Raw genomic sequence first — 20,512 nt, 5'->3', positions numbered from 1 at the left:
TCGGGATGACAACTTTGCGAACACCCGTCGGCCCACGAGGAGTCGTCCGGTTCCGTCGTACCGGCCGGTGCCGAAGGAAACGCGCGAGGGGCGGCACGTCCGAAGACGTGCCGCCCCTCGGCGGAAGTGCGGGAGGTCAGCCCTCCACGCCCAGCTTCTCCAGGATGAGCTCGCGGACTCGGGCCGCGTCGGCCTGGCCCCGGGTGGCCTTCATGACCGCACCGACCAGGGCGCCGGCCGCGGCGACCTTGCCGCCGCGGATCTTGTCGGCGATGGCGGCGTTGGACTCAATCGCCTCGTCGACGGCCTTGCCCAGCGCGCCCTCGTCGGAGACGACCTTCAGGCCGCGCTTCTCGACGACCTCGTCCGGGGTGCCCTCGCCGGCCAGCACGCCCTCGATGGTCTGGCGGGCCAGCTTGTCGTTGAGGGAGCCCTCGGCGACCAGCCCGGCGACCCGGGCGACCTGCTCGGGAGTGATCGGCAGCGCGTCGAGGTCGACGCCGTCCTCGTTGGCGCGGCGGGCCAGCTCGCCCATCCACCACTTGCGGGCGGACGCGGAGTCCGCGCCGGCCTCCGTGGTGGCGACGATCAGGTCGACCGCACCGGCGTTGAGGATCGACTGCATGTCGTGCTCGGAGACGCCCCACTCCTCGCGCAGCCGGTTACGGCGGACGCGCGGCATCTCGGGCAGACCCTTGCGCAGCTCCTCGACCCACTCGCGGGACGGGGCGACGGGGACCAGGTCGGGCTCCGGGAAGTACCGGTAGTCCTCGGCGTTGTCCTTGATGCGGCCGGAGGTCGTGGAGCCGTCGTCCTCGTGGAAGTGACGGGTCTCCTGGACGACCGAGCCGCCGCCGTTCAGGACCGCGGCGTGCCGCTGGATCTCGAACCGGGCGGCGCGCTCGACGCTGCGCAGGGAGTTGACGTTCTTGGTCTCCGAGCGGGTACCGAACGTCTCGCTGCCCTTGGGCATCAGCGAGAGGTTCACGTCGCAGCGCATCTGGCCCATCTCCATGCGGGCCTCGGACACCCCGAGCGCCTTGATGAGCTCGCGCAGCTCGGCGACGTACGCCTTGGCGACCTCGGGGGCCCGCTCGCCCGCGCCCTGGATGGGCTTGGTGACGATCTCGATGAGGGGGATGCCGGCACGGTTGTAGTCCAGGAGCGAGTGCGAGGCGCCGTGGATACGGCCCGTCGCGCCGCCCACGTGCGTGGACTTGCCGGTGTCCTCCTCCATGTGGGCGCGCTCGATCTCCACGCGGAAGACCTCGCCGTCCTCCAGCTGTACGTCGAGGTAGCCGTCGAAGGCGATCGGCTCGTCGTACTGGGAGGTCTGGAAGTTCTTCGGCATGTCCGGATAGAAGTAGTTCTTCCGGGCGAAGCGGCACCACTCGGCGATCGAGCAGTTCAGCGCGAGGCCGATCTTGATGGCGGACTCGACGCCGGTCGCGTTGACGACCGGGAGCGAGCCGGGCAGCCCCAGGCAGGTGGGGCAGGTCTGGGTGTTGGCGTCGGCGCCGAGCGTCGTCGAACACCCGCAGAACATCTTGGTCTTGGTGCCGAGTTCGACATGCACCTCAAGACCCATGACGGGCTCGTACGTCGCGAGGGCGTCCTCGTACGAGACCAGGTCAGTGACAGTCACGGTGAAACTTTCTCCCTCAGCCCAGCAGGACGTCGTCGTCGCCCAGGTGCTTCAGCTCCCGGTAGAGGATCGCCAGGCCGGTCACGATCGCCGCGGCCGAGACGGCAGCGTCGATCAGCCGGAGCGTGTCGTTCTCCTGCCGGGCCAGCTTCGCCTGCTTGGCGACGCTCAGCGCGCCGAAAGCGGTGGTGCCCATCGCCAGGTACAGACCCGACTTGGACTTCTTGAAGTTCTTGGCCTTCTTGGTGATGGCGCTCACAGTGACGGTGCCTCCTCCAGCAGCGGGTGGCCCCACTTTTCCACGAAGGCGGCCTCGACGGCGGCACCGACCTTGTACAGCCGGTCGTCCTTCATGGTGGGGGCGATGATCTGCAGGCCCACGGGCAGCCCGTCCTCGGGCGCGAGGCCGCAGGGCAGCGACATGGCCGCGTTGCCCGCGAGGTTCACGGGGAGCGTGCACACGTCGGCGAGGTACATCGCCATCGGGTCGTCGGCACGCTCGCCGATCGGGAAGGCGGTGGTGGGCGTGGTCGGCGAAACGATCACGTCGACCTGCTCGAAGGCCTGCTCGAACTCGCGGGTGATCAGCGTCCGCACCTTCTGCGCGGAGCCGTAGTACGCGTCGTAGTAGCCGGAGCTGAGCGCGTACGTGCCGAGGATGATCCGGCGCTTGACCTCGTCGCCGAAGCCGGCCTCGCGGGTCAGGGCCGTGACGTCCTCGGCCGACTTCGTGCCGTCGTCACCGACCCGGAGGCCGTAGCGCATGGCGTCGAAGCGGGCCAGGTTGGAGGAGCACTCCGAGGGCGCGATGAGGTAGTACGCCGCCAGCGCGAGGTCGAAGGACGGGCAGTCCAGCTCGACGATCTCCGCGCCCAGCTCACGCATGAGCGCGACGGACTCGTCGAACCGCTGGATGACACCGGCCTGGTAGCCCTCGCCGCGGAACTGCTTCACCACGCCGACGCGCATGCCCTGCACCGAGCCGTTGCGGGCGGCCTCGACGACCGGCGGGACCGGCGCGTCGATGGAGGTGGAGTCCATCGGGTCGTGGCCCGCGATCGCCTCGTGCAGCAGCGCCGCGTCCAGGACCGTACGGGCGCACGGCCCGCCCTGGTCCAGGGAGGAGGAGAACGCCACCATGCCGTACCGCGAGACGCCGCCGTAGGTGGGCTTCACGCCGACCGTGCCGGTCACGGAGGCGGGCTGGCGGATCGAACCGCCGGTGTCCGTGCCGATCGCCAGCGGGGCCTCGTACGAGGCGAGGGCCGCGGACGAGCCGCCGCCGGAGCCGCCGGGGATACGGGTGAGGTCCCACGGGTTGCCCGTCGGGCCGTACGCGCTGTTCTCGGTGGAGGACCCCATGGCGAACTCGTCCATGTTGGTCTTGCCGAGGATGACGACGTCGGCGGCCTTGAGCTTCGTGGTCAGCGTCGCGTCGTACGGCGGGATCCAGCCCTCCAGGATCTTCGAGCCGACGGTGGTGGGAATGCCCTCCGTCGTGAAGATGTCCTTCAGGGCCAGCGGCACGCCGGCCAGCGGGCCGAGCTTCTCGCCGCGCTCGCGCTTGGCGTCCACGGCGCGGGCCTGGGCGAGCGCGCCCTCCCGGTCGACGTGCAGGAAGGCGTGCACCTTCTCGTCCACGGCCTCGATCCGGGCCAGGTGGGCCTCGGTGACCTGGACGGCGGTGACGTCACCGGCCGCGATCCTCGCCGCGGTCTCGGCGGCGGTGAGCTTGATCAGTTCGTGTGCTGCGGTGTCGGCCATCTCGGTCAGTCCTCCCCCAGAATCTGCGGCACCTTGAATCGCTGCTGCTCCTGGGCGGGCGCGCCGGAGAGCGCCTGCTCGGGGGTGAGCGACGGGCGCACCTCGTCCGCCCGCATGACGTTCGTCAGGGGCAGCGGGTGGGAGGTCGGCGGAACGTCTTGGTCGGCGACCTCGGACACGCGGGCTACCGCGCCGATGATGTCGTCGAGCTGTCCGGCGAAGTGGTCGAGCTCTTCGTCCTTCAGCTCCAGACGTGCCAGCCGTGCGAGGTGGGCGACCTCCTCGCGCGTGATGCCAGGCATGCAGCGATCCTCTGCTGGTTTCCGGTGGAGTTTTCGCCCCAATCCTATGGCGCGCGGAGTCGTGACCGCGAAACGCTTTCCGCCGGGGCCCGCCGGAGACCGGGTGAGCTACTTCACGACCTGGCCGGAGGGCCGGTCGGCCTCCTCGGAGTCGGACGGCGAACCGTCCGACTCGCGGCGCCAGCCGTGGTGCTCGCGCGCCCGCAGCCACGCCGTCGTCTCGTCCGGCGGCATCGCGGCCGCCACCAGCCAGCCCTGTACCGCGTCGCAGCCCAGGTCCCGCAGCCGCTCCCAGGTCTCGTCGTCCTCGACGCCCTCGGCGACGACGAGCAGGCCGAGGGAGTGCGCGAGGTCGAGGGTGCAGCGGACGATCTCGGCGTCCTCGGTGTCCACCGCGAGCCGGGCCACGAACGAGCGGTCGATCTTCAGCTCGCTGACGGGCAGCCGCCGCAGGTGCACCAGCGAGCTGTACCCGGTGCCGAAGTCGTCCAGCGACATCTTCACGCCGTGCCCGGTCAGGCCGTTCAGGGTGTCGGCGGCCCGCTGCGGGTCCTCCAGCAGGACGTGCTCGGTGATCTCCAGTTGGAGGGAGCCGGGCGGTACGCCGTGCCGGGCCAGCCGCGCGGCGACCGCGCCGGCGAACCCGGGGGTGTGCACATCGCGCGGCGAGACGTTCACCGCGACCGGGACCTCCAGCCCGTCCGCGCGCCAGCGCGCCACCTGGCCGAGCGCGGTCTCCAGGACGTACTCGGTCAGCCGCGGCATCAGCCCGGAGGACTCGGCGATGGCGATGAACTCGTCGGGAGGGACTCTCCCGCGGTCCGGGTGCACCCAGCGCACCAGCGCTTCGAGACCGGCCACCTGGCCGTCGAAGCGCACCTTGGGCTGGTAGTGCAGCTCGACCTCGCCCGCGTCCAGCGCCCGGCGCAGATCGCCGAGGAGACCGAGCCGGTCGGGGGTGTTGCCGTCGCGCTTGGCCTCGTAGACCTCGACCCCGCTGCGGTCCCGCTTGGCCTGGTACATCGCGACGTCCGCGCGGCGCAGCAGGCCCTCGGCGTCCAGCGCGTGGTCCGGATAGACGGCGACGCCGGCGCTCGCCTCCAGCACCAGCGTCAGGCCGTCCAGGTCGAGGGGCGAGCCCAGCGCGGCCACAAGCGAACGGGCCACCCGCTGCGCGCTGGTGAGCGAGTCGGCGGTCGGCAGCAGCACCGCGAACTCGTCACCGCCCAGCCGCGCGGCCTCCGCTCCGCGGGGCAGGGCGTGCCGCAGCCGCTCGGCGATCTGCAGCAGCAGGCGGTCGCCCGCGAGGTGCCCGAGGGTGTCGTTGACCGACCGGAAACGGTCCAGGTCGATCAGGACCAGGGCGGCGCGGGAGCCGACCCGTTCGGCGTCGTCCAGCGCGCTCCAGGTCCGTTCCAGCAGCCACTGCCGGTTCGGCAGGCCCGTCAGCGGGTCGCGCAGCTGCTCCTCGGCGCGCGCCCTGGCTATCCACAGCGTGGAGTCCAGCGCGATGAGCGGTACGGCGAAGAGCGGCAGCAACAGCGGGGCATGCTCGGCGACCACCACGATCAGCGGGGCTATGCCCACCAGCGCGATGCCGACCAGGGCCTGCCGGGTCACCGCGCGGCGCGCGATGGACGGCAGCCGGCCGTTGCGCGAGCCCATCAGGAACCACATCAGGGCGCGGGTGACCGCGAGATACGCCAGCGCCGCGCCGAGGGCGGGCGGCAGGACCGAGAGGTCCCACTCGCCCGAGCCGCGGGGCTCCGGGACGCCGGCGGTGATGCCGAAGGCGGCGAGGCCCAGCGCCGCGGCGCCCAGGCCCAGTACGTCGATGGCGCCCTGCACCACCGCCTGCCGCCAGCGCTGCCGGCGCGCGGCGCCGACCAGGACGACGACGGACAGGCTGATGAGCGCGGCGGGCACCCAGCCGTACAGCAGCAGGACCGCGAGGGCCAGTGCGGCACCGGAGCCGGTGCCGCCGGACCAGCGGTCCCTGCCGATGGCGACGAGATGCCCGACGATGACTCCGGTCAGGACGGCCAGCGACCAGCCGATGGCGCCGCGCGGGAAGAGCGCGGCGCCGCCGCCGATCGTCATGATCACGCCCGTCGCGAGCACCAGGGCGGCCGTCAGGACCACGGCGGCGGGCAACGCGGGCATGACGAGCCGCCGGAGCCGCGACGCCGTAGCGGCGCTGTCGGTCGGTTCCATTCCGATCCCTCTCACAGCCGGCTGTGCCCGCGCCACGGCAGGCGCACCCCTCAACAGTAGGCCGCAGAAGGCCGCCACGGGCAGCGATCGGCAGCGGTTGCCCGAATGCGACCCGACCACCCGTAAGCGTCTGGTATGCACCGAAGGAGTGTCTTGCTCACTCCTCCTCCGGAGGTGTGACAGCTACCGCTCGCGCGGCATCGGGGCCCTGTTCGAGCAGCACCGCGAATCCGTCATCATCCAGCACGGGGACCTTCAACTGCATGGCCTTGTCATATTTCGACCCAGGATTGTCGCCTACGACGACGAAACCGGTCTTCTTCGAGACAGATCCGGTCACCTTCGCCCCAAGACGTTGCAGCGCTTCCTTCGCGCCGTCTCTGGTGTGTGATTGAAGTGTTCCCGTTACGACGACGGTGACGCCCTCCAGCGGCCTCGGGCCTTCATCGCCGGTGCTTTCCTCCGCCATCCGCACCCCGGCGGCCCGCCACTTCTCCACGATGTCGCGGTGCCACTCCTCCTCGAACCACTGCTTCAGCGAGGCGGCGATGGTGCCTCCGACGCCCTCCACCGCGGCCAGTTCCTCCTCGCTCGCCTCCCGGATGCGGTCCAGCGAACGGAACTCCATGGCCAGCGCCTGCGCCGCGACCGGGCCCACGTGCCGGATCGAAAGACCCGTCAGGATGCGGGCCAGCGGGCGCTCCTTGGCGGCCTGGATGTTCTCCAGCATCGCCAGGGCGTTCTTCTTCGGCTCGCCCTTCTGGTTGGCGAAGAAGGTGACGACCTTCTCCTCGCCGGTCTTCGGGTCCCGCTTGGGCAGCCCGCTGTCCGGGTCCAGGACGTAGGACTTGATGGGCAGCAACTGCTCGATGGAGAGCCCGAAGAGGTCGCCCTCGTCCCGCAGCGGCGGCTCGGACGGCTCCAGCGGCTGGGTCAGCGCGGTCGCCGCGACGTACCCGAAGTTCTCGATGTCCAGGCTCTTGCGGCCCGCGAGGTAGAACAGCCGCTCCCGCAGCTGCGCCGGGCAGGCCCGGGCGTTCGGGCAACGCAGGTCGATGTCGCCCTCCTTGGCCGGCTGCAGCTTCGTGCCGCACTCCGGGCACTCGGCGGGCATCACGAACTCCCGCTCGCTGCCGTCCCGCAGGTCCGCCACCGGCCCCAGGATCTCCGGGATCACGTCGCCCGCCTTGCGCAGCACGACCGTGTCCCCGATGAAGACGCCCTTGGCCTTGACCACGTCCTGGTTGTGCAGCGTGGCGAACTCGACCTCGGAGCCGGCCACCATGATGGGCTCCACGACGGCGTACGGCGTCACCCGGCCCGTCCGCCCGACACCGACCCGGATGTCCAGCAGCTTGGTGTTGACCTCCTCCGGGGGGTACTTCCACGCGATGGCCCAGCGCGGCGCGCGCGAGGTGGCGCCGAGGCGGCCCTGCAGCCGGATCTCGTCGAGCTTGACGACGACGCCGTCGATCTCGTGCTCGACGTCGTGCCGGTGGTCGCCGTAGTACGTGATGAACTTCCGCACCGCGGCGAGCGAGTCGACGACCTTGTTGTGCTTGGCCGTCGGCAGGCCCCACCCGCGCAGCAGGTCGTACGCCTGGGACTGGCTGTCGATGTCGAAGCCCTCGCGGGCGCCGATGCCGTGCACCACCATGTGCAGCGGGCGGGTCGCCGTGACCTTGGGGTCCTTCTGGCGCAGCGAACCGGCCGCGGCGTTGCGCGGGTTGGCGAAGGGGGGCTTGCCGTCCTCCACCAGACGGGCGTTCAGCTGCTCGAACTCCTCCATCGGGAAGAAGACCTCGCCGCGGATCTCCACCAGCTCCGGGATCCGGTCGCCCGCCAGCCGGTCCGGGATCTCCGCGATGGTCCGTACGTTCGGCGTGATGTCCTCGCCGGTGCGGCCGTCGCCGCGGGTGGCGGCGCGGGTCAGCCGGCCGTGCTCGTACGTCAGGTTGACCGCCAGGCCGTCGACCTTCAGCTCGCACAGGAAGTGGTACCCGGCGGACTTCGGGTCGCCGCCCAGCTCACCGGCCAGCCGCTCCGCCCAGGCCGCCAGTTCCTCGTCGTCGAAGGCGTTGTCCAGCGAGAGCATCCGCTCGCGGTGGGCGACCTCCGTGAACTCCGTCTCGTAGGCCCCCGCGACCTTCTGGGTGGGCGAGTCGGGCGTCCGCAGCGGCGGGTGCTCCTCCTCCAGCGCCTCCAGGGAACGCAGCAGCTTGTCGAACTCCGCGTCACTGACGATCGGCGCGTCCTTGACGTAATACCGGAAGCGGTGCTCCTCGATCTGCTCCGCGAGCCGCTGATGCCGCTCGCGCGCCTCCGAGGGCACGTCGGCTCCCGCCGCGCCGTCCCCCGCCTGTCCGGTCTGCTCTTCGCCGGCCACCGTCTGTCCTCCCGTGTCCTTGAGTGCGCTCACTCAGGGTTGTCCGCGAGCGATCCCGCCGCCCGGACGCAATGAGCGAGCACCTTACGGGCATAGTCGGGCGAAGCGCCCTCGAGCCCGCACGCGGGAGTGATCACCACGGACTCGCTGAGAGTCCCCGGATTCAGCCCCAGCCTGCGCCACAGCGTCCTGACACCCATGACGCTACCGGCAGGGTCTGACAATGGGCCGTCAGTGCCCGGCACGACCCCGGCGAAGAGTGTCGTGCCGCTCTCGACCGCCTCCCCGATCACCTCGTCGTCACGCTCGGTGAGCAACGAGAAGTCGCACGCGATGCCGGCGGCGCCGGCGCGGCGCAGCAGCACGAAGGGCACGTCCGGCGCGCAGGAGTGCACGACGACGGGGGTGCCGTCCTCCTGCGCGCTGCCCGCCGCGCCGATGATGTCGCGGAGCGCGCCCTCGACGACGGCGCGGTCCACGGCGCGGTGGGTCCGGTAGCCGCTCGCGGTCTTCACGCTGCCGCGCAGCACGGCGGTCAGCGACGGCTCGTCGAGCTGGAGCACGATCCGCGCGCCCGGCACCCGCCGCCGTACGTCCGCGAGGTGCCCGCGCAGCCCCTCCGCCAGCGAGGCGGTCAGGTCCCGGCAGGCGCCCGGGTCGCTCAGCGCGGCCTCGCCGTTGCGCAGCTCCAGTGCGGCGGCCAGCGTCCACGGCCCGACGGCCGAGACCTTCAGCGCGCCCTCGTACCCCTGCGTGAACTCCTCCAGGGCGTCGAGGTCCTCGCCGAGCCAGGAGCGGGCGCGGCGGGTGTCGCGGCCGGGCCGGTCGCTGATCCGCCAGCCGCTGGGCTCCACGTGCGCGTACACCTCGACGAGCAGTCCGGCGGTCCGGCCGATCATGTCGGCGCCGGGCCCGCGGGCGGGCAGCTCGGGCAGGTACGGCAGCCGTTCGAGGGAGCCGGTGACGGTTTTCGCGGCCTCCCGCGCGTCACCGCCGGGCATCGACCCGATACCGGTGGCCGCGCCGGCGCTCCAGGGGGTGGTGGTCTTGTCGCTCACGCGTCCGACCCTATGTGCCCGAAGGGCGTTGCCGTGTCCGTGCCCCGGGGCACGCGGTCGCGCGCCCCGGTGGCGGGGCTCAGCGGCCGGGGCGCACCGAGAGGTCGGTGATCTCCGCGTCCCGGGGGAGGTCGAGGGCGGTGAGGACCGTCGTCGCGATCGACTCCGGGTCGATCCAGCGGGACGGGTCGTACTCCTTGCCCTCCTGCTGGTGCACGCTGGCCTGCATGGCGGTCGCGGTGCGCCCGGGGTACACGGAGGTGACGCGGACGCCGTTCTCGTGCTCCTCGGCGCGCAGCGCGTCCGCGAGCGCCTTCAGACCGTGCTTGCTGGCCGCGTACGCGCCCCACTGCGGGTTCGCGCGCAGCCCGGCGCCGGAGTTGAGGAAGACCACGTGGCCCTCCGCGAGCCGCAGCTGCGGCAGGAAGAGGCGGGTCAGCTCGGCCGGCGCGACCAGGTTGGCGGTCAGCTGGCGCTGCCAGCTCTTGGCGGGCAGGTCGGCGACCGTGCCCAGCTCGACGACGCCGGCGATGTGCAGGACGGAGTCCAGCCGGTCCGGCAGCGTCTGGTGGCCGAGCGCCCAGCCGAGCTTCTCGGGGACGCCGAGGTCACCGACGACCGTGCGGGCCCCCGGGAACTGCGCGGCCAGCTCCTTGGCGCGGCCCGCGTCCCGGGCCAGCAGCCACAAGTCCTCGCCGCGGTCGGCCAGCCGCCGCGCGACCGCCGTCCCGATGCCCGATCCTGCGCCGGTGATCAAGTGCGTACCCATACCAGCGATCCTAAGCGCCGGACACCCCCGCGATGATCGGGGCACCCCCGGTTCCGGTTCCCCGGTTGTCCCCGCGCCCGCTTGGGTAACCCCCTGGTGGGGGCCTCCGGGGCTGCGCAATCGGGGCCAGCGGTGGTGGGGGTCTCCGGGGCTGCGCAATCGGGGCCAGCGGTGGTGGGGGCCTCCGGGTCTGCACAATCGGGGCCTGCGCGAAAGTCGTACGAACTTCGCCGCAGTCATGCGAACTCGCGGCAGTCATACGGGCTCGCGGCGCAGGAGTCAGCCCTGGATGCCCGCCTGCTCCTCCAGGTAGGCCAGCGCGCCCACGCCGTCCTCCGCGAAGAACGCCAGCTCGGTCAGCGGAACGGGGAGGAACTTCTCCGCCTCCATGCGCCGGAACTGCTCGCGGAGGCCGTCGTAGAAGCCGTTGGTGTTGAGCACGACGACGGGCTTGGCGTTCAGGCCGTGCTTCTTCAGCTCCAGGATCTCGGTGGCCTCGTCCAGGGTGCCGGTGCCGCCGACCATCACGACGATGGCGTCGGCGCGGGCCAGGAGCGCGGCCTTGCGCTCGGCGAGGTCCGCGGTGATCACCATCTCGTCCGCGCCCGCGCGCGCCTTGTGGGCCAGGAACTCCACGGAGATGCCGATGAGCCGGCCGCCGTTCTCCTGCACGCCGTCGGCCATGACCTTCATCAGGCCGGTGTCCGAGCCGCCCCAGACGAGGGCGTGGCCGCCCTTGCCGATCAGCTCGGCGAACTCACGGGCGGGGGTGGTGTAGCGCTCGTCGAGGTCGGCGGCGGAGCAGAAGACACAAATGTTCATACTGCAACCATAAGCGCGCGAGGGGCGTCGCAGGCGGGCGGGGACGGCGCGTACCGTCCCCGCCCCCAGCGGCATCGGGGGGCCGGGTACGGCCGCGTACTAGATCAGGCCCTGGGCCAGCATCGCGTCGGCGACCCGCTCGAAGCCGGCGATGTTCGCGCCCGCCACGTAGTCGCCCGGGTGCCCGAACCGCTCCGCCGTCTCGAAGCACGTGGCGTGGATGTCGCGCATGATGGCCGCGAGCTCGCCCTCGGCGCGCTCGAACGTCCACGTCTCGCGCGCGGCGTTCTGCCGCATCTCCAGCGCGCTCGTCGCGACGCCGCCCGCGTTGGCCGCCTTGCCGGGCCCGAAGGCCACTCCGGCCTCCCGGAACACGGCGATCGCGCCCGGCGTGGTGGGCATGTTCGCGCCCTCCGAGACCGCCTTGACGCCGTTGCGCACCAGCACCCGCGCGGCGTCCTCGCCCAGCTCGTTCTGGGTGGCCGAGGGCAGCGCCACGTCCACGGGGACGTCCCACACGGACCCACCGGGCACGTAGGTCGCCGAGGTGCCGCGCCGCTCCGCGTACTCGCTGATGCGCCCGCGCTCCACCTCCTTGATCTGCTTCAGCAGATCAAGGTCGATCCCCTTCTCGTCCACGACATATCCGCCGGAGTCCGAGCAGGTCAGCACGTTCGCACCGAGGGCCTGCGCCTTCTCGATGCTGTAGATCGCGACGTTGCCGGAACCGGAGACCGCGACCTGCAGGCCATCCAGGTCCTCGCCCCGCTGCTTCAGCATCTCCACGGTGAACAGCACGTTCCCGTAGCCGGTGGCCTCCGTACGGGCCCGCGAGCCGCCCCAGTCCAGGCCCTTGCCGGTGAGCACACCGGACTCCCAGCGGTTGGTGATCCGCCGGTACTGGCCGAAGAGGTAGCCGATCTCACGGCCGCCGACGCCGATGTCACCGGCCGGTACGTCGGTGTGCTCGCCGAGGTGGCGGTGCAGCTCGGTCATGAAGGACTGGCAGAAGCGCATGACCTCGGCGTCGGAACGGCCGTGCGGGTCGAAGTCGCTGCCGCCCTTGCCGCCGCCGATGTTCAGGCCGGTCAGCGCGTTCTTGAAGATCTGCTCGAAGCCGAGGAACTTCACGATGCCGAGGTTGACCGAGGAGTGGAAGCGCAGGCCGCCCTTGTACGGGCCGAGCGCGCTGTTGAATTCCACCCGGAAACCCCGGTTGACCTGCACCCGGCCCCGGTCGTCCAGCCACGGCACCCGGAACATGATCTGCCGCTCCGGCTCCACGAGCCGCTCCAGTACGCGGGCGTCGGCGAACTCGGGACGCGCCGTGAGCACCGGCTCCAGCGTCTCCAGGACCTCCAGGGCCGCCTGGTGGAACTCCGGTTCCCCGGGATTGCGCCGGACCAGCTCGGCATGGAGCGCGGCCGGCCCGGCCCCATGGACCCCGGCCTTGTCCTCCGTATGCACGGTCACGTTGACTCCCTTTCGATCAGCAGCCGTTGTCGTCCCGTCGCCCCCGCGACTCTACGTCCCCGTCCGCCACGGGCGGTATCCGGTCTCCGCAAACCCGGACGGAATTCCGGGTGGCGTGCCGGGGGCCCGCCACCGCGTTGCCGCCGTCCCAGGGCAGCGGGACGCTGGAGACAAGCGCGACCGGGCCCGTCCGGTACCCCTGAAGGAGCACCCGCCCGGCCGGAAAGGGGTTCCCGTGCGAATGATGCTGAAGGTCCAGTTGGACACACCGACGGCGAACGACGCCATCAGGAACGGCACGCTTCCGAAGACCATGGAGAACGCGCTGACGGCCCTCCGCCCCGAAGCGGCCTATTTCACCACCGAGAACGGCTGCCGGACGGCGTACATCTTCTTCGACATGCAGGACGCGTCGCAGATGCCGAAGACCGGGGAGCCGTTCTTCCTGGAACTCGGCGCCAAGGTCCAGTACTCGCCGGTCATGAACGCGGAGGATCTCCGCACCGGCCTCGCGGCCCTCGGGGCCGACAGCTAGCCCTCACTCACCGGCGGGCTGCCGCCGCCCGGCAGCCCGCGACGCGCAGGGCGTCCCCCAGCGCCTCCACCAGGCAGCGCGACAGGTACCGGAACTCGACGTCCGTCGCCTTCGGGTCGGCGAACGTCGCGCGGGCGTGGCACAGCAGCTCCTCCCCCATCCCGAGCTGGATCTCCTCGACGCTGTCGGCGAGCGCCGACACCGGCCCCGAACCGTCGGTGGAGAGATAGCAGGGACGGCCGTCGCCGGTCGTCCAAGGCAGCAATCGAAGGCCGGCCGCACGCACCTCACCAGGCATTTCTTCACTCATGGACCGATTGTCGGTGGCGGCGATTACTCTCTGTACTGGATCGGATCCGTTGTGCGGAGGCGTACGGCGAGTGTGCGATCCGTGCGGTGCGGTACGACCAGCGTCAGCGGAGGGTGCCCGATGACCCGGACCAACGAACCCCCGATCAGCCTGCTGATCTTCGGGAAGCAGTCCCGCTTCCTGCGCGAGAAACACGAGATGACGCGGCGCGAGCTGTCCGCGCTCATCCCGTACTCCGATTCCTTCATCGCGATGGTCGAACGCGGCGAGAGACCCCCGAAGGTGGGGTACGTGGACGCGGTGGACGCCGCCCTGGGCGCGAACGGCCTCCTGAGCGTGCTGGCGCCCGAGGTGGCCGGGAAACACCACCCGGCGTGGGCGGAGGAATACGTCAAACTCCAGGCGGAGGCGCTGGCGTTGCACGTGTACTCCACGCATTTCCTGCACGGACTGCTGCAGACGGAGGAGTACGCGCGGGCGGTGTTCCGATCGATGCGACCCAGCGTGGACGATGACGAAATCGAAAGGTCCGTCCAGGCCCGCCTATCGACTCAGCAGCTGCTCACTCGCAAGCCACCCTGCCGACTGACGTTCGTACTGGAAGAGCCCGCGCTGCTGCGCAAGCTGGGCGGACAGGCCGTCTGGGAGGGTGAGCTGCGTAACCTGCTCAAGATTTCCGACCTGCACAACGTCCAGCTCCAGGTCATGCCGCTCGCGCGAGAGACACATGCGGGGGTGGACGGCCCGATGACCCTGCTGGAGACTCCGGACCACCACACCGTCGTCTATGTGGAAGGGCAAAGGGGCAGTTACTTCGTCACCGAGCCCGACGACGTGAGCGTGCTGAGCCACCGGTACGGCACGATCCGTGCGCAGGCGCTCGACACCGAGGCGTCGCGGTCCTTCATTCAGCGTTTGCCGGCAGGAGAGGCATGAACATGAACGCCGAACTGGCATGGTTCAAGAGCAGCTACAGCGGCGGCGAAGGCGAAGCCTGCATCGAGATCGCCTCGTCCGCCGACGCGATACACGTCCGGGACTCCAAAGACACCGCGCTCCCCCACTTCAGCGTCTCCCCCGGCGCCTGGGCGGAGTTCGTCGCGTACGCGCGGGTCGCGAGGGAGGCCGGCTGACCGTACGGCGGTGGGGCGGTGGCAGGTTCCGCCCCACCGTGCAGCCGGGTCGTGTTCGGCTAAGCGCTCCGGTTCAGTACGGCGAAGTCGACCGTCACCTCGTCGCCCTCTACTCCGGTCACGGAGATCGTCATCGGCTTGCGCTGTCCGTCGAAGACGGCGGTGCACTCCACGCTCTCCGACTTCCGCGCGCGCAGCCCGCCCTCGCAGCTCACTGATTCCGGCCCCTCGTCGCGCAGCGGGCGGCCGTAGTCCTCCACCGCGCGCTTCTCCACCTCCGCGCGCGGCACCACGTGTGTGTCCCCGCTCGCGGTGAGGACTGCCCCGTCGGGGGCGGTGTTCAAGACCATCACCGTCGCGCCCAGCGCCACTGCGGCGATCGCGGCCAGGCCCATGACAATGCGCTTCATGCGTGGTTCCCCGCATCCCGTTCCGGCCGGTCCCTCCGGCCGTGATCAGCACGGACGACGCGGTGACGGATGCCGCGGGTTCCGTGCTCGACGGCCTTTCTCACACGTTAGTGAGGGGTTAGCCGAACGAAAGTGGATCATCAGCGATGACCGGAAGTGTTGCTTCCACGCCCGGGAGGTTCCGGGTACGCATCGTCTCCGGACGGCCGCGCGCCCTACCGGCGTGCGGGCCCCCCAACGAATGGGAGCGAAGTATGCGCAAGTCCCTCAGGAAAGCCGCCGTTGTCGGCGTCAGCGTTCTGGCGCTCTCCGGTGTCGCTGCCGGCGTGGCCCAGGCCGGGGAGCGGCAGGGAGCGGACATCGCGGGCAAGGGCAACCTGCAGGACTGCATCAACTGGGGCAAGGCGCTGAAGGCCCAGGGGAAGATCACGAACTACGCCTGCATGGTGGGCTCCAAGCCCGGCACGTTCGAGCTGACGCCCTACTACGCGACCTGATCCCCGCCGCAAGGGCCCTGGTGTCTCCGGGACACCAGGGTTCCTGCGTGTGTGGAACAGACGACTTATGTGAGGAGAGAAGTATGAAGTCGTGGCACAAGCGCATGACCTACGGACTCGCCGTGGCTGCTGCCGCGGTCGCCATTCCGCTGTCGGCCGCCGGCTCCGCCTCCGCCGCAAGCTGGCACGATGTCGCCGGCGGCCCCGAGATGTACCCCACCATGGCCGCGTGCCAGGCGGACATCCCTGAGGCGAAGAAGCACTACCAGGACGCCACCTGCGTCGACAACAAGGGCCGCATCTCCCTCTGGGCGCTGTACTGATCCGCAGCCGCCCGCACCGCGCGACATACGGATGACCTCCGGCAACAGGGCTCCGCACGGCGGCCCCGCCGCCCCCTCACCGGGGGCGGCGGGGCCGCTTTCGTGAGCCTGCACGGTCCGGCGGTCGGCGCGTCCCGAGCTGCGGGGACAGCCCTGCGGGGCAATACGGCTAGCGCGCGCTCGCGGCCGTCGCGCGGCGGGTCGTCGCGATCGTCGCCGAGCCGACCACCCGCGTCCCGTCGTACAGGACGATCGCCTGGCCGGGGGCCACGCCTCGGGCGGGGGTGGTGAAGGCGACGGTGAAGCCGTCCTCGGTGGGCTCGGCGCGGACCTCGGTCTCGTCGCCGTGGGCGCGGAGCTGGGCGGTGTACGTGCCGGGGCCGGACGGGGGCGTGCCGCACCAGCGGGGGCGGATGGCCGTGAGGGCCGTCACGTCCAGGGCCTCGGCGGGGCCGACGGTGACGGTGTTGTCCACCGGGGAGATGTCCAGGACGTACCGCGGCTTGCCGTCCGCCGCCGGGGTGCCGATGCGCAGGCCCTTGCGCTGGCCGATCGTGTAGCCGTACGCGCCCTCGTGCGTGCCCAGCTTCGTACCGGACTCGTCCACGATGTCGCCCTCGGCGCGGCCCAGCCGCTTGGCGAGGAAGCCCTGGGTGTCGCCGTCGGCGATGAAGCAGATGTCGTGGCTGTCGGGCTTCTTGGCGACGAACAGACCACGTCGCGCGGCCTCTTCGCGGATCTCGGCCTTGGTGGTGACCGTGTCGCCGAGCGGGAACATGGCGTGCGCGAGCTGGCGCTCGTCCAGGACGCCGAGGACGTAGGACTGGTCCTTGGCCATGTCGGAGGCGCGGTGCAGTTCGCGGCTGCCGTCCTCGCGGGTCACGACCGTGGCGTAGTGGCCGGTGCAGACGGCGTCGAAGCCGAGGGCCAGCGCCTTGTCGAGGAGCGCGGCGAACTTGATCTTCTCGTTGCAGCGGAGGCAGGGGTTGGGCGTACGGCCCGCCTCGTACTCCGCGACGAAGTCGTCGACGACGTCCTCGCGGAACCGCTCGGCGAGGTCCCAGACGTAGAAGGGGATGCCGATGACGTCGGCGGCCCGGCGGGCGTCGTGCGAGTCCTCGATCGTGCAGCAGCCGCGCGCGCCCGTACGGAAGGATTTGGGGTTCTCGGAAAGGGCGAGGTGCACACCGGTCACGTCGTGGCCCGCCTCGGCGGCGCGGGCGGCGGCGACGGCGGAGTCGACACCGCCGGACATGGCGGCGAGCACGCGGAGGCGGCGGGGAGCGTCAGTCATAGCCCTTCCAGAGTAGACGGAACCGCTGACACGAGTGGAAGGGGAAGGCGTCCGGCCGCCGGGCGGAACCGGGAACCGGGGGGTGAGCGTTGTTCAGCGCATGGGAGACGGTGATCACACGGGCCGCAGAGTCGTCGGCCGCCGAGCGGTGCTGATCGGCGGGACGGTCGCGGTGGCGGCCGCGGGGCTGGCCGCGCACGAGCGGCTGGAGCGCTGGTGGTGGCGGCTGCCCGGCCAGGAGAAACCGCGCAAGCCGGGCGAGGTCGACTACCGCGACGCGCAGTGGTCCGCCGCGTCCGGGGCGAACTGGCGGCGGGCCGACCGGCCGGACGACTACGTCATCGACCGGGTGGTGATCCACGTCGTGCAGGGGAGCTACGCGACGGCCCTGCGGGTCTTCCGCAATCCGGATCACGGCGCGGCCGCGCACTACGTCGTGCGGAAGGACGGACACGTCGCGCAGACCGTGCGGGAGCTGGACGTCGCCTTCCACGCGGGCAACCGGGAGTACAACGAGCGCAGCATCGGCATCGAGCACGAGGGCTTCGTCGACCGGCCGCAGGACTTCACGGCAACGATGTACGCGAGCTCGGCGCAGCTGACCGCGGACATCTGCGCGCGGTACGGCATCCCGGCCGACCGCACGCACATCATCGGCCACATCGAGGTGCCGGGCGCCGACCACACCGACCCGGGCCCGCACTGGGACTGGGACCGCTACATGGACCTGGTGAAGGAAGCGCTGTCGCGCAATCCGGGCAAGGGCAAGGACCCGGGGAAGTCCCCGGACTGAGCGCGCACCGGCCGGACGGGAGCAGGGGTCCTTTCTGTACGGACGGCCGGCTCCCCGTACGGAAGGGCCGACCGCGAGGCGGGGAACCCACCGGGCGCCGCTCGGTCAGCCCGCCTTCGCGCCGGTGGCGGTGGAGTTCCCGGTCAGGGCCCGATCGAGGAGGATCTCGGCGGCGGCGCGGGCGAACCGGCCGTAGTCCGGGTCGTTCAGGACCATGGCCCGGCCGGCCGCGCCGTCGGCGAGCGTCACCAGCTGCTCGGCGAGCGCGCCGGGCCCGGCGCAGCCCAGCTCCGTGACCAGCGCGGTGACCAGCCGTACCATCAGCAGCTTCTGTTCGCGCGCACAGACGTGGATCGGGTCTTCCGGGTCGGGGAACTCGGCCGCGGCGTCGAGGAACGGGCAGCCCCGCACCGCGCCCGCGTCCGCGACGGGCAGGTCGAACAGCCGCAGGATGCGCTCCCGGGGCGGCAGGTCCTCGCGGGTCAGCACGCCCTCCAGCGTGTTCCCCGATGAGGCGAGCGCCCGCAGGTGGGCGAGCACCAGCTCGCTCTTGGTCCGGAAGTGCGCGTAGAGCGTGCGCTTGGAGACCGGCGCCTCCTCCGCGACCTGCTCCATGCCGGTCGCGGTGATCCCCTGCCGCGCGAACAGCCGGTCGGCCGCGGCCAGGATCCGGTCCCGCGCGCCCTGCCCCCGTCGCTGCCCCGCCTTCGCCGCCGTAGCCATGCGGCAAGTATACGCCTGCGTTTACTTACGGGCCGGTGGGTGGCTAGAGTGCGGGGAAGTTGGTAAACGCCAGCGTTTACTTCGTTCATGTCTCACCGGGGAGCGCTCCATGCGTCCTGTCCATCACGCCGAGCCGAGCAGCCACAGCGCACCGAATGGCCGCGCCGGGCTGAGCGCCTGTGCCGAGAAGCTGATCCGCGGCCGGCGTGCCGTGCGCGCGTTCCGGCCCGACGCGGTGCCCGAGGGGACGATGCGGGCGGTCTTCTCGCTGGCCGGCGCGGCACCGTCCAACTCCAACACCCAGCCGTGGCGGGTGGAGGTGGTCAGCGGCGCGGTGCGCGACCGGCTCGCGGGCTCGCTCCGGGCCGCCCACGCGGCGCGGCGCACCTCCGTCGACTTCCCGTACGACGCGGACATGTACGCACCGGTGCATCGGCAACGGCAGGCCGCCTTCGGCAGGCAGCTCTACGGCGCACTGGGCATCGGCCGGGACGACCACGCCGCACGCGCGGCCTACGACGCCGAGAGCCTGGGCTTCTACGGCGCGCCGCACGTCGCGTTCCTCTTCGCCCCCGAGGGAGCCGGCGCACGGGCGGCCGCGGATGTCGGGGCGTACTTGCAGACGCTGCTCCTGGCGATGACCGCGTACGGCATCGCCAGCTGCCCGCAGGGGCTGCTGAGCTTCTACGCCGGCACCGTGCGCGACGAACTCGGCGTCACCGGGGGAAAGCTGCTGGTGGGGGTCTCCTTCGGGTACGCCGACGCGGCGGCACCGGTGAACCGGGTCACCGCCGGGCGCGCCGCGCTGGAGGCGACCACGACCTTCCACGGCTGACGGGCCGAACCGCCGACCTCACCCCGGCCCGCGGCCGCCTCAGCTCAGCCCCGCGCTCCGCGCTCGTTGCACCGCCGGGCCGATCGCGTCCGCCAGGGCCGCCACGTCCTCCTTCGTGGAGGTGTGGCCGAGGGAGAAGCGGAGCGTGCCGCGGGCCAGGTCCGGGGCCATGCCGGCGGCGAGCAGGACGTGGCTGGGCTGGGCGACGCCGGCGGTGCAGGCCGAGCCGGTGGAGCACTCGATGCCCTGCGCGTCCAGGAGGAGCAGCAGGGAGTCGCCCTCGCAGCCGGGGAAGGAAAAGTGCGCGTTGGCGGGCAGCCGGCCCGCCGGGTCGGGGTCGCCGCCGAGGACGGCGTCGGGCGCGGCCGCGCGGACGGCCGTGATCAGCTCGTCCCGCAGGGCGCCGATCTCGCGCGCGAACTCCTCGCGGTGCGCGACGGCGTACCGCGCGGCCGCGGCGAAGGCGGCGATCGCGGGCGTGTCGAGGGTGCCGGAGCGGACGTGGCGCTCCTGCCCGCCGCCGTGCAGCACGGGCACGGGGGCGTACTCGCGGCCCAGCAGCAGCGCCCCGATGCCGTACGGGCCACCGATCTTGTGGCCGGAGACGGTCATCGCGGCCAGGCCACTGGCGGCGAAGTCCACCTCCAGCTGGCCGACCGCCTGTACCGCGTCGGCGTGCAGCGGGATGCCGAACTCGTTCGCCACCGCGGCCAGTTCGGCGACCGGCTGGACCGTTCCGATCTCGTTGTTGGCCCACATGACGGTGGCGAGCGCGATGTCGTCGGGGCCGGCCCCGGACTCGACGGCGGCGCGGAACGCGTCGGGGTGCACCCGCCCGTACGAGTCCACCGGCAGCCATTCCACGTGGGCGCCCTCGTGCTCGGCGAGCCATTCGACCGCGTCCAGCACGGCGTGGTGCTCGACGGGGCTGGCCAGTACGCGGGTGCGGGACGGCTCGGCGTCCCGGCGGGCCCAGTACAGGCCCTTGACGGCGAGGTTGTCGGCCTCCGTGCCGCCCGCGGTGAAGACGACCTCACTGGGGCGTGCGCCGAGCGAGGCGGCGAGGGATTCCCGGGCCTCCTCGACGGTACGGCGAGCACGCCGGCCGGCGGCGTGCAGCGAAGAGGCGTTGCCGGTCACGGTCAGCTGGGCGGTCATCGCCTGCACCGCCTCCGGCAGCATCGGGGTGGTGGCGGCGTGGTCGAGGTAAACCATGGTGCGCACGA

22 protein-coding genes are annotated in these 20,512 nt (G+C 71.5%); 7 read left to right on the top strand and 15 right to left on the bottom strand.

The features are described from left to right. Positions 1-136: 136 nt before the first annotated feature. The 10 genes from gatB to gdhA form a co-directional block, all read right to left on the bottom strand. Complete coding sequence (gene gatB / locus ACZ6WH_RS32675; RefSeq protein WP_469733000.1) at positions 137-1,645, bottom strand: Asp-tRNA(Asn)/Glu-tRNA(Gln) amidotransferase subunit GatB; 1,509 nt, start codon at positions 1,643-1,645, stop codon at positions 137-139. Between the two features lie 16 nt (positions 1,646-1,661). Continuing rightward, positions 1,662-1,904 carry a hypothetical protein gene (locus ACZ6WH_RS32670; RefSeq protein ID WP_469732998.1) on the bottom strand — a complete coding sequence of 81 codons (243 nt, stop codon included), beginning with the start codon at positions 1,902-1,904 and terminating at the stop codon, positions 1,662-1,664. Then, positions 1,901-3,409: an Asp-tRNA(Asn)/Glu-tRNA(Gln) amidotransferase subunit GatA gene (gatA, locus tag ACZ6WH_RS32665; protein ID WP_432859018.1), complete on the bottom strand. Its 1,509-nt coding sequence runs from the start codon at positions 3,407-3,409 to the stop codon at positions 1,901-1,903. Before gatA ends, ACZ6WH_RS32670 begins: the two co-directional genes overlap by 4 nt. Positions 3,410-3,414: 5 nt before the next feature. Continuing rightward, complete coding sequence (gatC, locus tag ACZ6WH_RS32660; protein ID WP_016642027.1) at positions 3,415-3,711, bottom strand: Asp-tRNA(Asn)/Glu-tRNA(Gln) amidotransferase subunit GatC; 297 nt, start codon at positions 3,709-3,711, stop codon at positions 3,415-3,417. Positions 3,712-3,819: 108 nt separating this feature from the next. Then, positions 3,820-5,925 (bottom strand): putative bifunctional diguanylate cyclase/phosphodiesterase, encoded by a 2,106-nt coding sequence (locus tag ACZ6WH_RS32655; RefSeq protein WP_469732996.1) that lies wholly within the window; start codon positions 5,923-5,925, stop codon positions 3,820-3,822. Between the two features lie 157 nt (positions 5,926-6,082). Continuing rightward, positions 6,083-8,311, bottom strand: a complete 2,229-nt coding sequence (ligA, locus tag ACZ6WH_RS32650) for an NAD-dependent DNA ligase LigA (RefSeq protein ID WP_432864736.1) — start codon at positions 8,309-8,311, stop codon at positions 6,083-6,085. A 29-nt stretch (positions 8,312-8,340) separates the two neighbouring features. Continuing rightward, entirely contained in the window at positions 8,341-9,369 is a 1,029-nt protein-coding gene (locus ACZ6WH_RS32645) for a methionine synthase (RefSeq protein WP_469732994.1), read from the bottom strand. Positions 9,370-9,448: 79 nt separating this feature from the next. Further along, positions 9,449-10,138, bottom strand: coding sequence for an SDR family oxidoreductase (locus ACZ6WH_RS32640; RefSeq protein ID WP_432859013.1), 690 nt, complete (start codon positions 10,136-10,138; stop codon positions 9,449-9,451). 279 nt (positions 10,139-10,417) lie between these two features. Beyond that, positions 10,418-10,960, bottom strand: coding sequence for an LOG family protein (locus tag ACZ6WH_RS32635; protein WP_432859011.1), 543 nt, complete (start codon positions 10,958-10,960; stop codon positions 10,418-10,420). 99 nt (positions 10,961-11,059) lie between these two features. Then, entirely contained in the window at positions 11,060-12,367 is a 1,308-nt protein-coding gene (gene gdhA / locus ACZ6WH_RS32630; protein WP_432864733.1) for an NADP-specific glutamate dehydrogenase, read from the bottom strand. A gap of 307 nt (positions 12,368-12,674) precedes the next feature. Here gdhA and ACZ6WH_RS32625 point away from each other — a divergent pair, with 307 nt between their 5' ends. Next, positions 12,675-12,968, top strand: a complete 294-nt coding sequence (locus tag ACZ6WH_RS32625; RefSeq protein ID WP_469733220.1) for a hypothetical protein — start codon at positions 12,675-12,677, stop codon at positions 12,966-12,968. A gap of 7 nt (positions 12,969-12,975) precedes the next feature. Here ACZ6WH_RS32625 and ACZ6WH_RS32620 read toward each other — a convergent pair whose 3' ends face one another. Next, positions 12,976-13,278 carry a hypothetical protein gene (locus tag ACZ6WH_RS32620; protein WP_469732992.1) on the bottom strand — a complete coding sequence of 101 codons (303 nt, stop codon included), beginning with the start codon at positions 13,276-13,278 and terminating at the stop codon, positions 12,976-12,978. A gap of 120 nt (positions 13,279-13,398) precedes the next feature. Here ACZ6WH_RS32620 and ACZ6WH_RS32615 point away from each other — a divergent pair, with 120 nt between their 5' ends. Both ACZ6WH_RS32615 and ACZ6WH_RS32610 read left to right on the top strand, forming a co-directional pair. Further along, positions 13,399-14,214, top strand: a complete 816-nt coding sequence (locus tag ACZ6WH_RS32615; protein WP_469732990.1) for a helix-turn-helix domain-containing protein — start codon at positions 13,399-13,401, stop codon at positions 14,212-14,214. After that, a complete protein-coding gene (locus ACZ6WH_RS32610) occupies positions 14,211-14,411 on the top strand; it encodes a DUF397 domain-containing protein (RefSeq protein ID WP_469732988.1) in 201 nt (66 codons plus the stop codon). The genes ACZ6WH_RS32615 and ACZ6WH_RS32610 overlap by 4 nt, the downstream gene beginning before the upstream one ends. Before the next feature lie 59 nt (positions 14,412-14,470). Here ACZ6WH_RS32610 and ACZ6WH_RS32605 read toward each other — a convergent pair whose 3' ends face one another. Beyond that, positions 14,471-14,821 (bottom strand): DUF4333 domain-containing protein, encoded by a 351-nt coding sequence (locus ACZ6WH_RS32605; protein ID WP_469732986.1) that lies wholly within the window; start codon positions 14,819-14,821, stop codon positions 14,471-14,473. Positions 14,822-15,075: 254 nt separating this feature from the next. On the opposite strand from ACZ6WH_RS32605, the gene ACZ6WH_RS32600 reads away from it, so the two are divergent. After that, positions 15,076-15,318 (top strand): hypothetical protein, encoded by a 243-nt coding sequence (locus ACZ6WH_RS32600; protein WP_432859003.1) that lies wholly within the window; start codon positions 15,076-15,078, stop codon positions 15,316-15,318. 83 nt (positions 15,319-15,401) lie between these two features. Continuing rightward, on the top strand, positions 15,402-15,641 hold the full coding sequence (locus ACZ6WH_RS32595) for a hypothetical protein (protein WP_432859001.1): 240 nt from the start codon (positions 15,402-15,404) through the stop codon (positions 15,639-15,641). Positions 15,642-15,810: 169 nt separating this feature from the next. Here the strand turns inward: ACZ6WH_RS32595 and mnmA are convergent, their stop codons facing one another. Beyond that, a complete protein-coding gene (gene mnmA / locus ACZ6WH_RS32590; protein WP_361555937.1) occupies positions 15,811-16,935 on the bottom strand; it encodes a tRNA 2-thiouridine(34) synthase MnmA in 1,125 nt (374 codons plus the stop codon). A gap of 100 nt (positions 16,936-17,035) precedes the next feature. Between mnmA and ACZ6WH_RS32585 the strand changes: the two genes are divergently transcribed. Beyond that, positions 17,036-17,728, top strand: a complete 693-nt coding sequence (locus tag ACZ6WH_RS32585; RefSeq protein ID WP_432858999.1) for an N-acetylmuramoyl-L-alanine amidase — start codon at positions 17,036-17,038, stop codon at positions 17,726-17,728. A 105-nt stretch (positions 17,729-17,833) separates the two neighbouring features. On the opposite strand, the gene ACZ6WH_RS32580 is transcribed toward ACZ6WH_RS32585, so the two are convergent. Continuing rightward, positions 17,834-18,451 carry a TetR/AcrR family transcriptional regulator gene (locus ACZ6WH_RS32580; RefSeq protein ID WP_469732982.1) on the bottom strand — a complete coding sequence of 206 codons (618 nt, stop codon included), beginning with the start codon at positions 18,449-18,451 and terminating at the stop codon, positions 17,834-17,836. Between the two features lie 109 nt (positions 18,452-18,560). Here ACZ6WH_RS32580 and ACZ6WH_RS32575 point away from each other — a divergent pair, with 109 nt between their 5' ends. Next, the gene (locus ACZ6WH_RS32575; protein WP_469732980.1) at positions 18,561-19,286 is read left to right on the top strand and encodes a nitroreductase; all 726 of its coding nucleotides are present in this window, start codon (positions 18,561-18,563) and stop codon (positions 19,284-19,286) included. 39 nt (positions 19,287-19,325) lie between these two features. On the opposite strand, the gene ACZ6WH_RS32570 is transcribed toward ACZ6WH_RS32575, so the two are convergent. Next, a complete protein-coding gene (locus tag ACZ6WH_RS32570; protein WP_469733218.1) occupies positions 19,326-20,501 on the bottom strand; it encodes a cysteine desulfurase family protein in 1,176 nt (391 codons plus the stop codon). Between the last annotated feature and the right edge of the window lie 11 nt (positions 20,502-20,512).

This window comes from Streptomyces sp. NPDC050806 (assembly GCF_055586425.1).
This window is presented reverse-complemented; position numbering and strand designations above follow the sequence as displayed.

Coding starts and splice junctions, on each gene's coding strand:
- ACZ6WH_RS32570 (WP_469733218.1), bottom strand. CDS start 20,501: ATGGTTTACCTCGACCACGCCGCCACCACCCCGATGCTGCCGGAGGCG.
- ACZ6WH_RS32635 (WP_432859011.1), bottom strand. CDS start 10,960: ATGAACATTTGTGTCTTCTGCTCCGCCGCCGACCTCGACGAGCGCTAC.
- ACZ6WH_RS32585 (WP_432858999.1), top strand. CDS start 17,036: ATGGGAGACGGTGATCACACGGGCCGCAGAGTCGTCGGCCGCCGAGCG.
- mnmA (WP_361555937.1), bottom strand. CDS start 16,935: ATGACTGACGCTCCCCGCCGCCTCCGCGTGCTCGCCGCCATGTCCGGC.
- ACZ6WH_RS32605 (WP_469732986.1), bottom strand. CDS start 14,821: ATGAAGCGCATTGTCATGGGCCTGGCCGCGATCGCCGCAGTGGCGCTG.
- ACZ6WH_RS32625 (WP_469733220.1), top strand. CDS start 12,675: ATGATGCTGAAGGTCCAGTTGGACACACCGACGGCGAACGACGCCATC.
- ACZ6WH_RS32575 (WP_469732980.1), top strand. CDS start 18,561: ATGCGTCCTGTCCATCACGCCGAGCCGAGCAGCCACAGCGCACCGAAT.
- ACZ6WH_RS32580 (WP_469732982.1), bottom strand. CDS start 18,451: ATGGCTACGGCGGCGAAGGCGGGGCAGCGACGGGGGCAGGGCGCGCGG.
- ACZ6WH_RS32620 (WP_469732992.1), bottom strand. CDS start 13,278: ATGAGTGAAGAAATGCCTGGTGAGGTGCGTGCGGCCGGCCTTCGATTG.
- gatC (WP_016642027.1), bottom strand. CDS start 3,711: ATGCCTGGCATCACGCGCGAGGAGGTCGCCCACCTCGCACGGCTGGCA.
- ACZ6WH_RS32615 (WP_469732990.1), top strand. CDS start 13,399: ATGACCCGGACCAACGAACCCCCGATCAGCCTGCTGATCTTCGGGAAG.
- ACZ6WH_RS32655 (WP_469732996.1), bottom strand. CDS start 5,925: ATGGAACCGACCGACAGCGCCGCTACGGCGTCGCGGCTCCGGCGGCTC.
- ACZ6WH_RS32610 (WP_469732988.1), top strand. CDS start 14,211: ATGAACATGAACGCCGAACTGGCATGGTTCAAGAGCAGCTACAGCGGC.
- ACZ6WH_RS32595 (WP_432859001.1), top strand. CDS start 15,402: ATGAAGTCGTGGCACAAGCGCATGACCTACGGACTCGCCGTGGCTGCT.
- ACZ6WH_RS32640 (WP_432859013.1), bottom strand. CDS start 10,138: ATGGGTACGCACTTGATCACCGGCGCAGGATCGGGCATCGGGACGGCG.
- gatA (WP_432859018.1), bottom strand. CDS start 3,409: ATGGCCGACACCGCAGCACACGAACTGATCAAGCTCACCGCCGCCGAG.
- ACZ6WH_RS32600 (WP_432859003.1), top strand. CDS start 15,076: ATGCGCAAGTCCCTCAGGAAAGCCGCCGTTGTCGGCGTCAGCGTTCTG.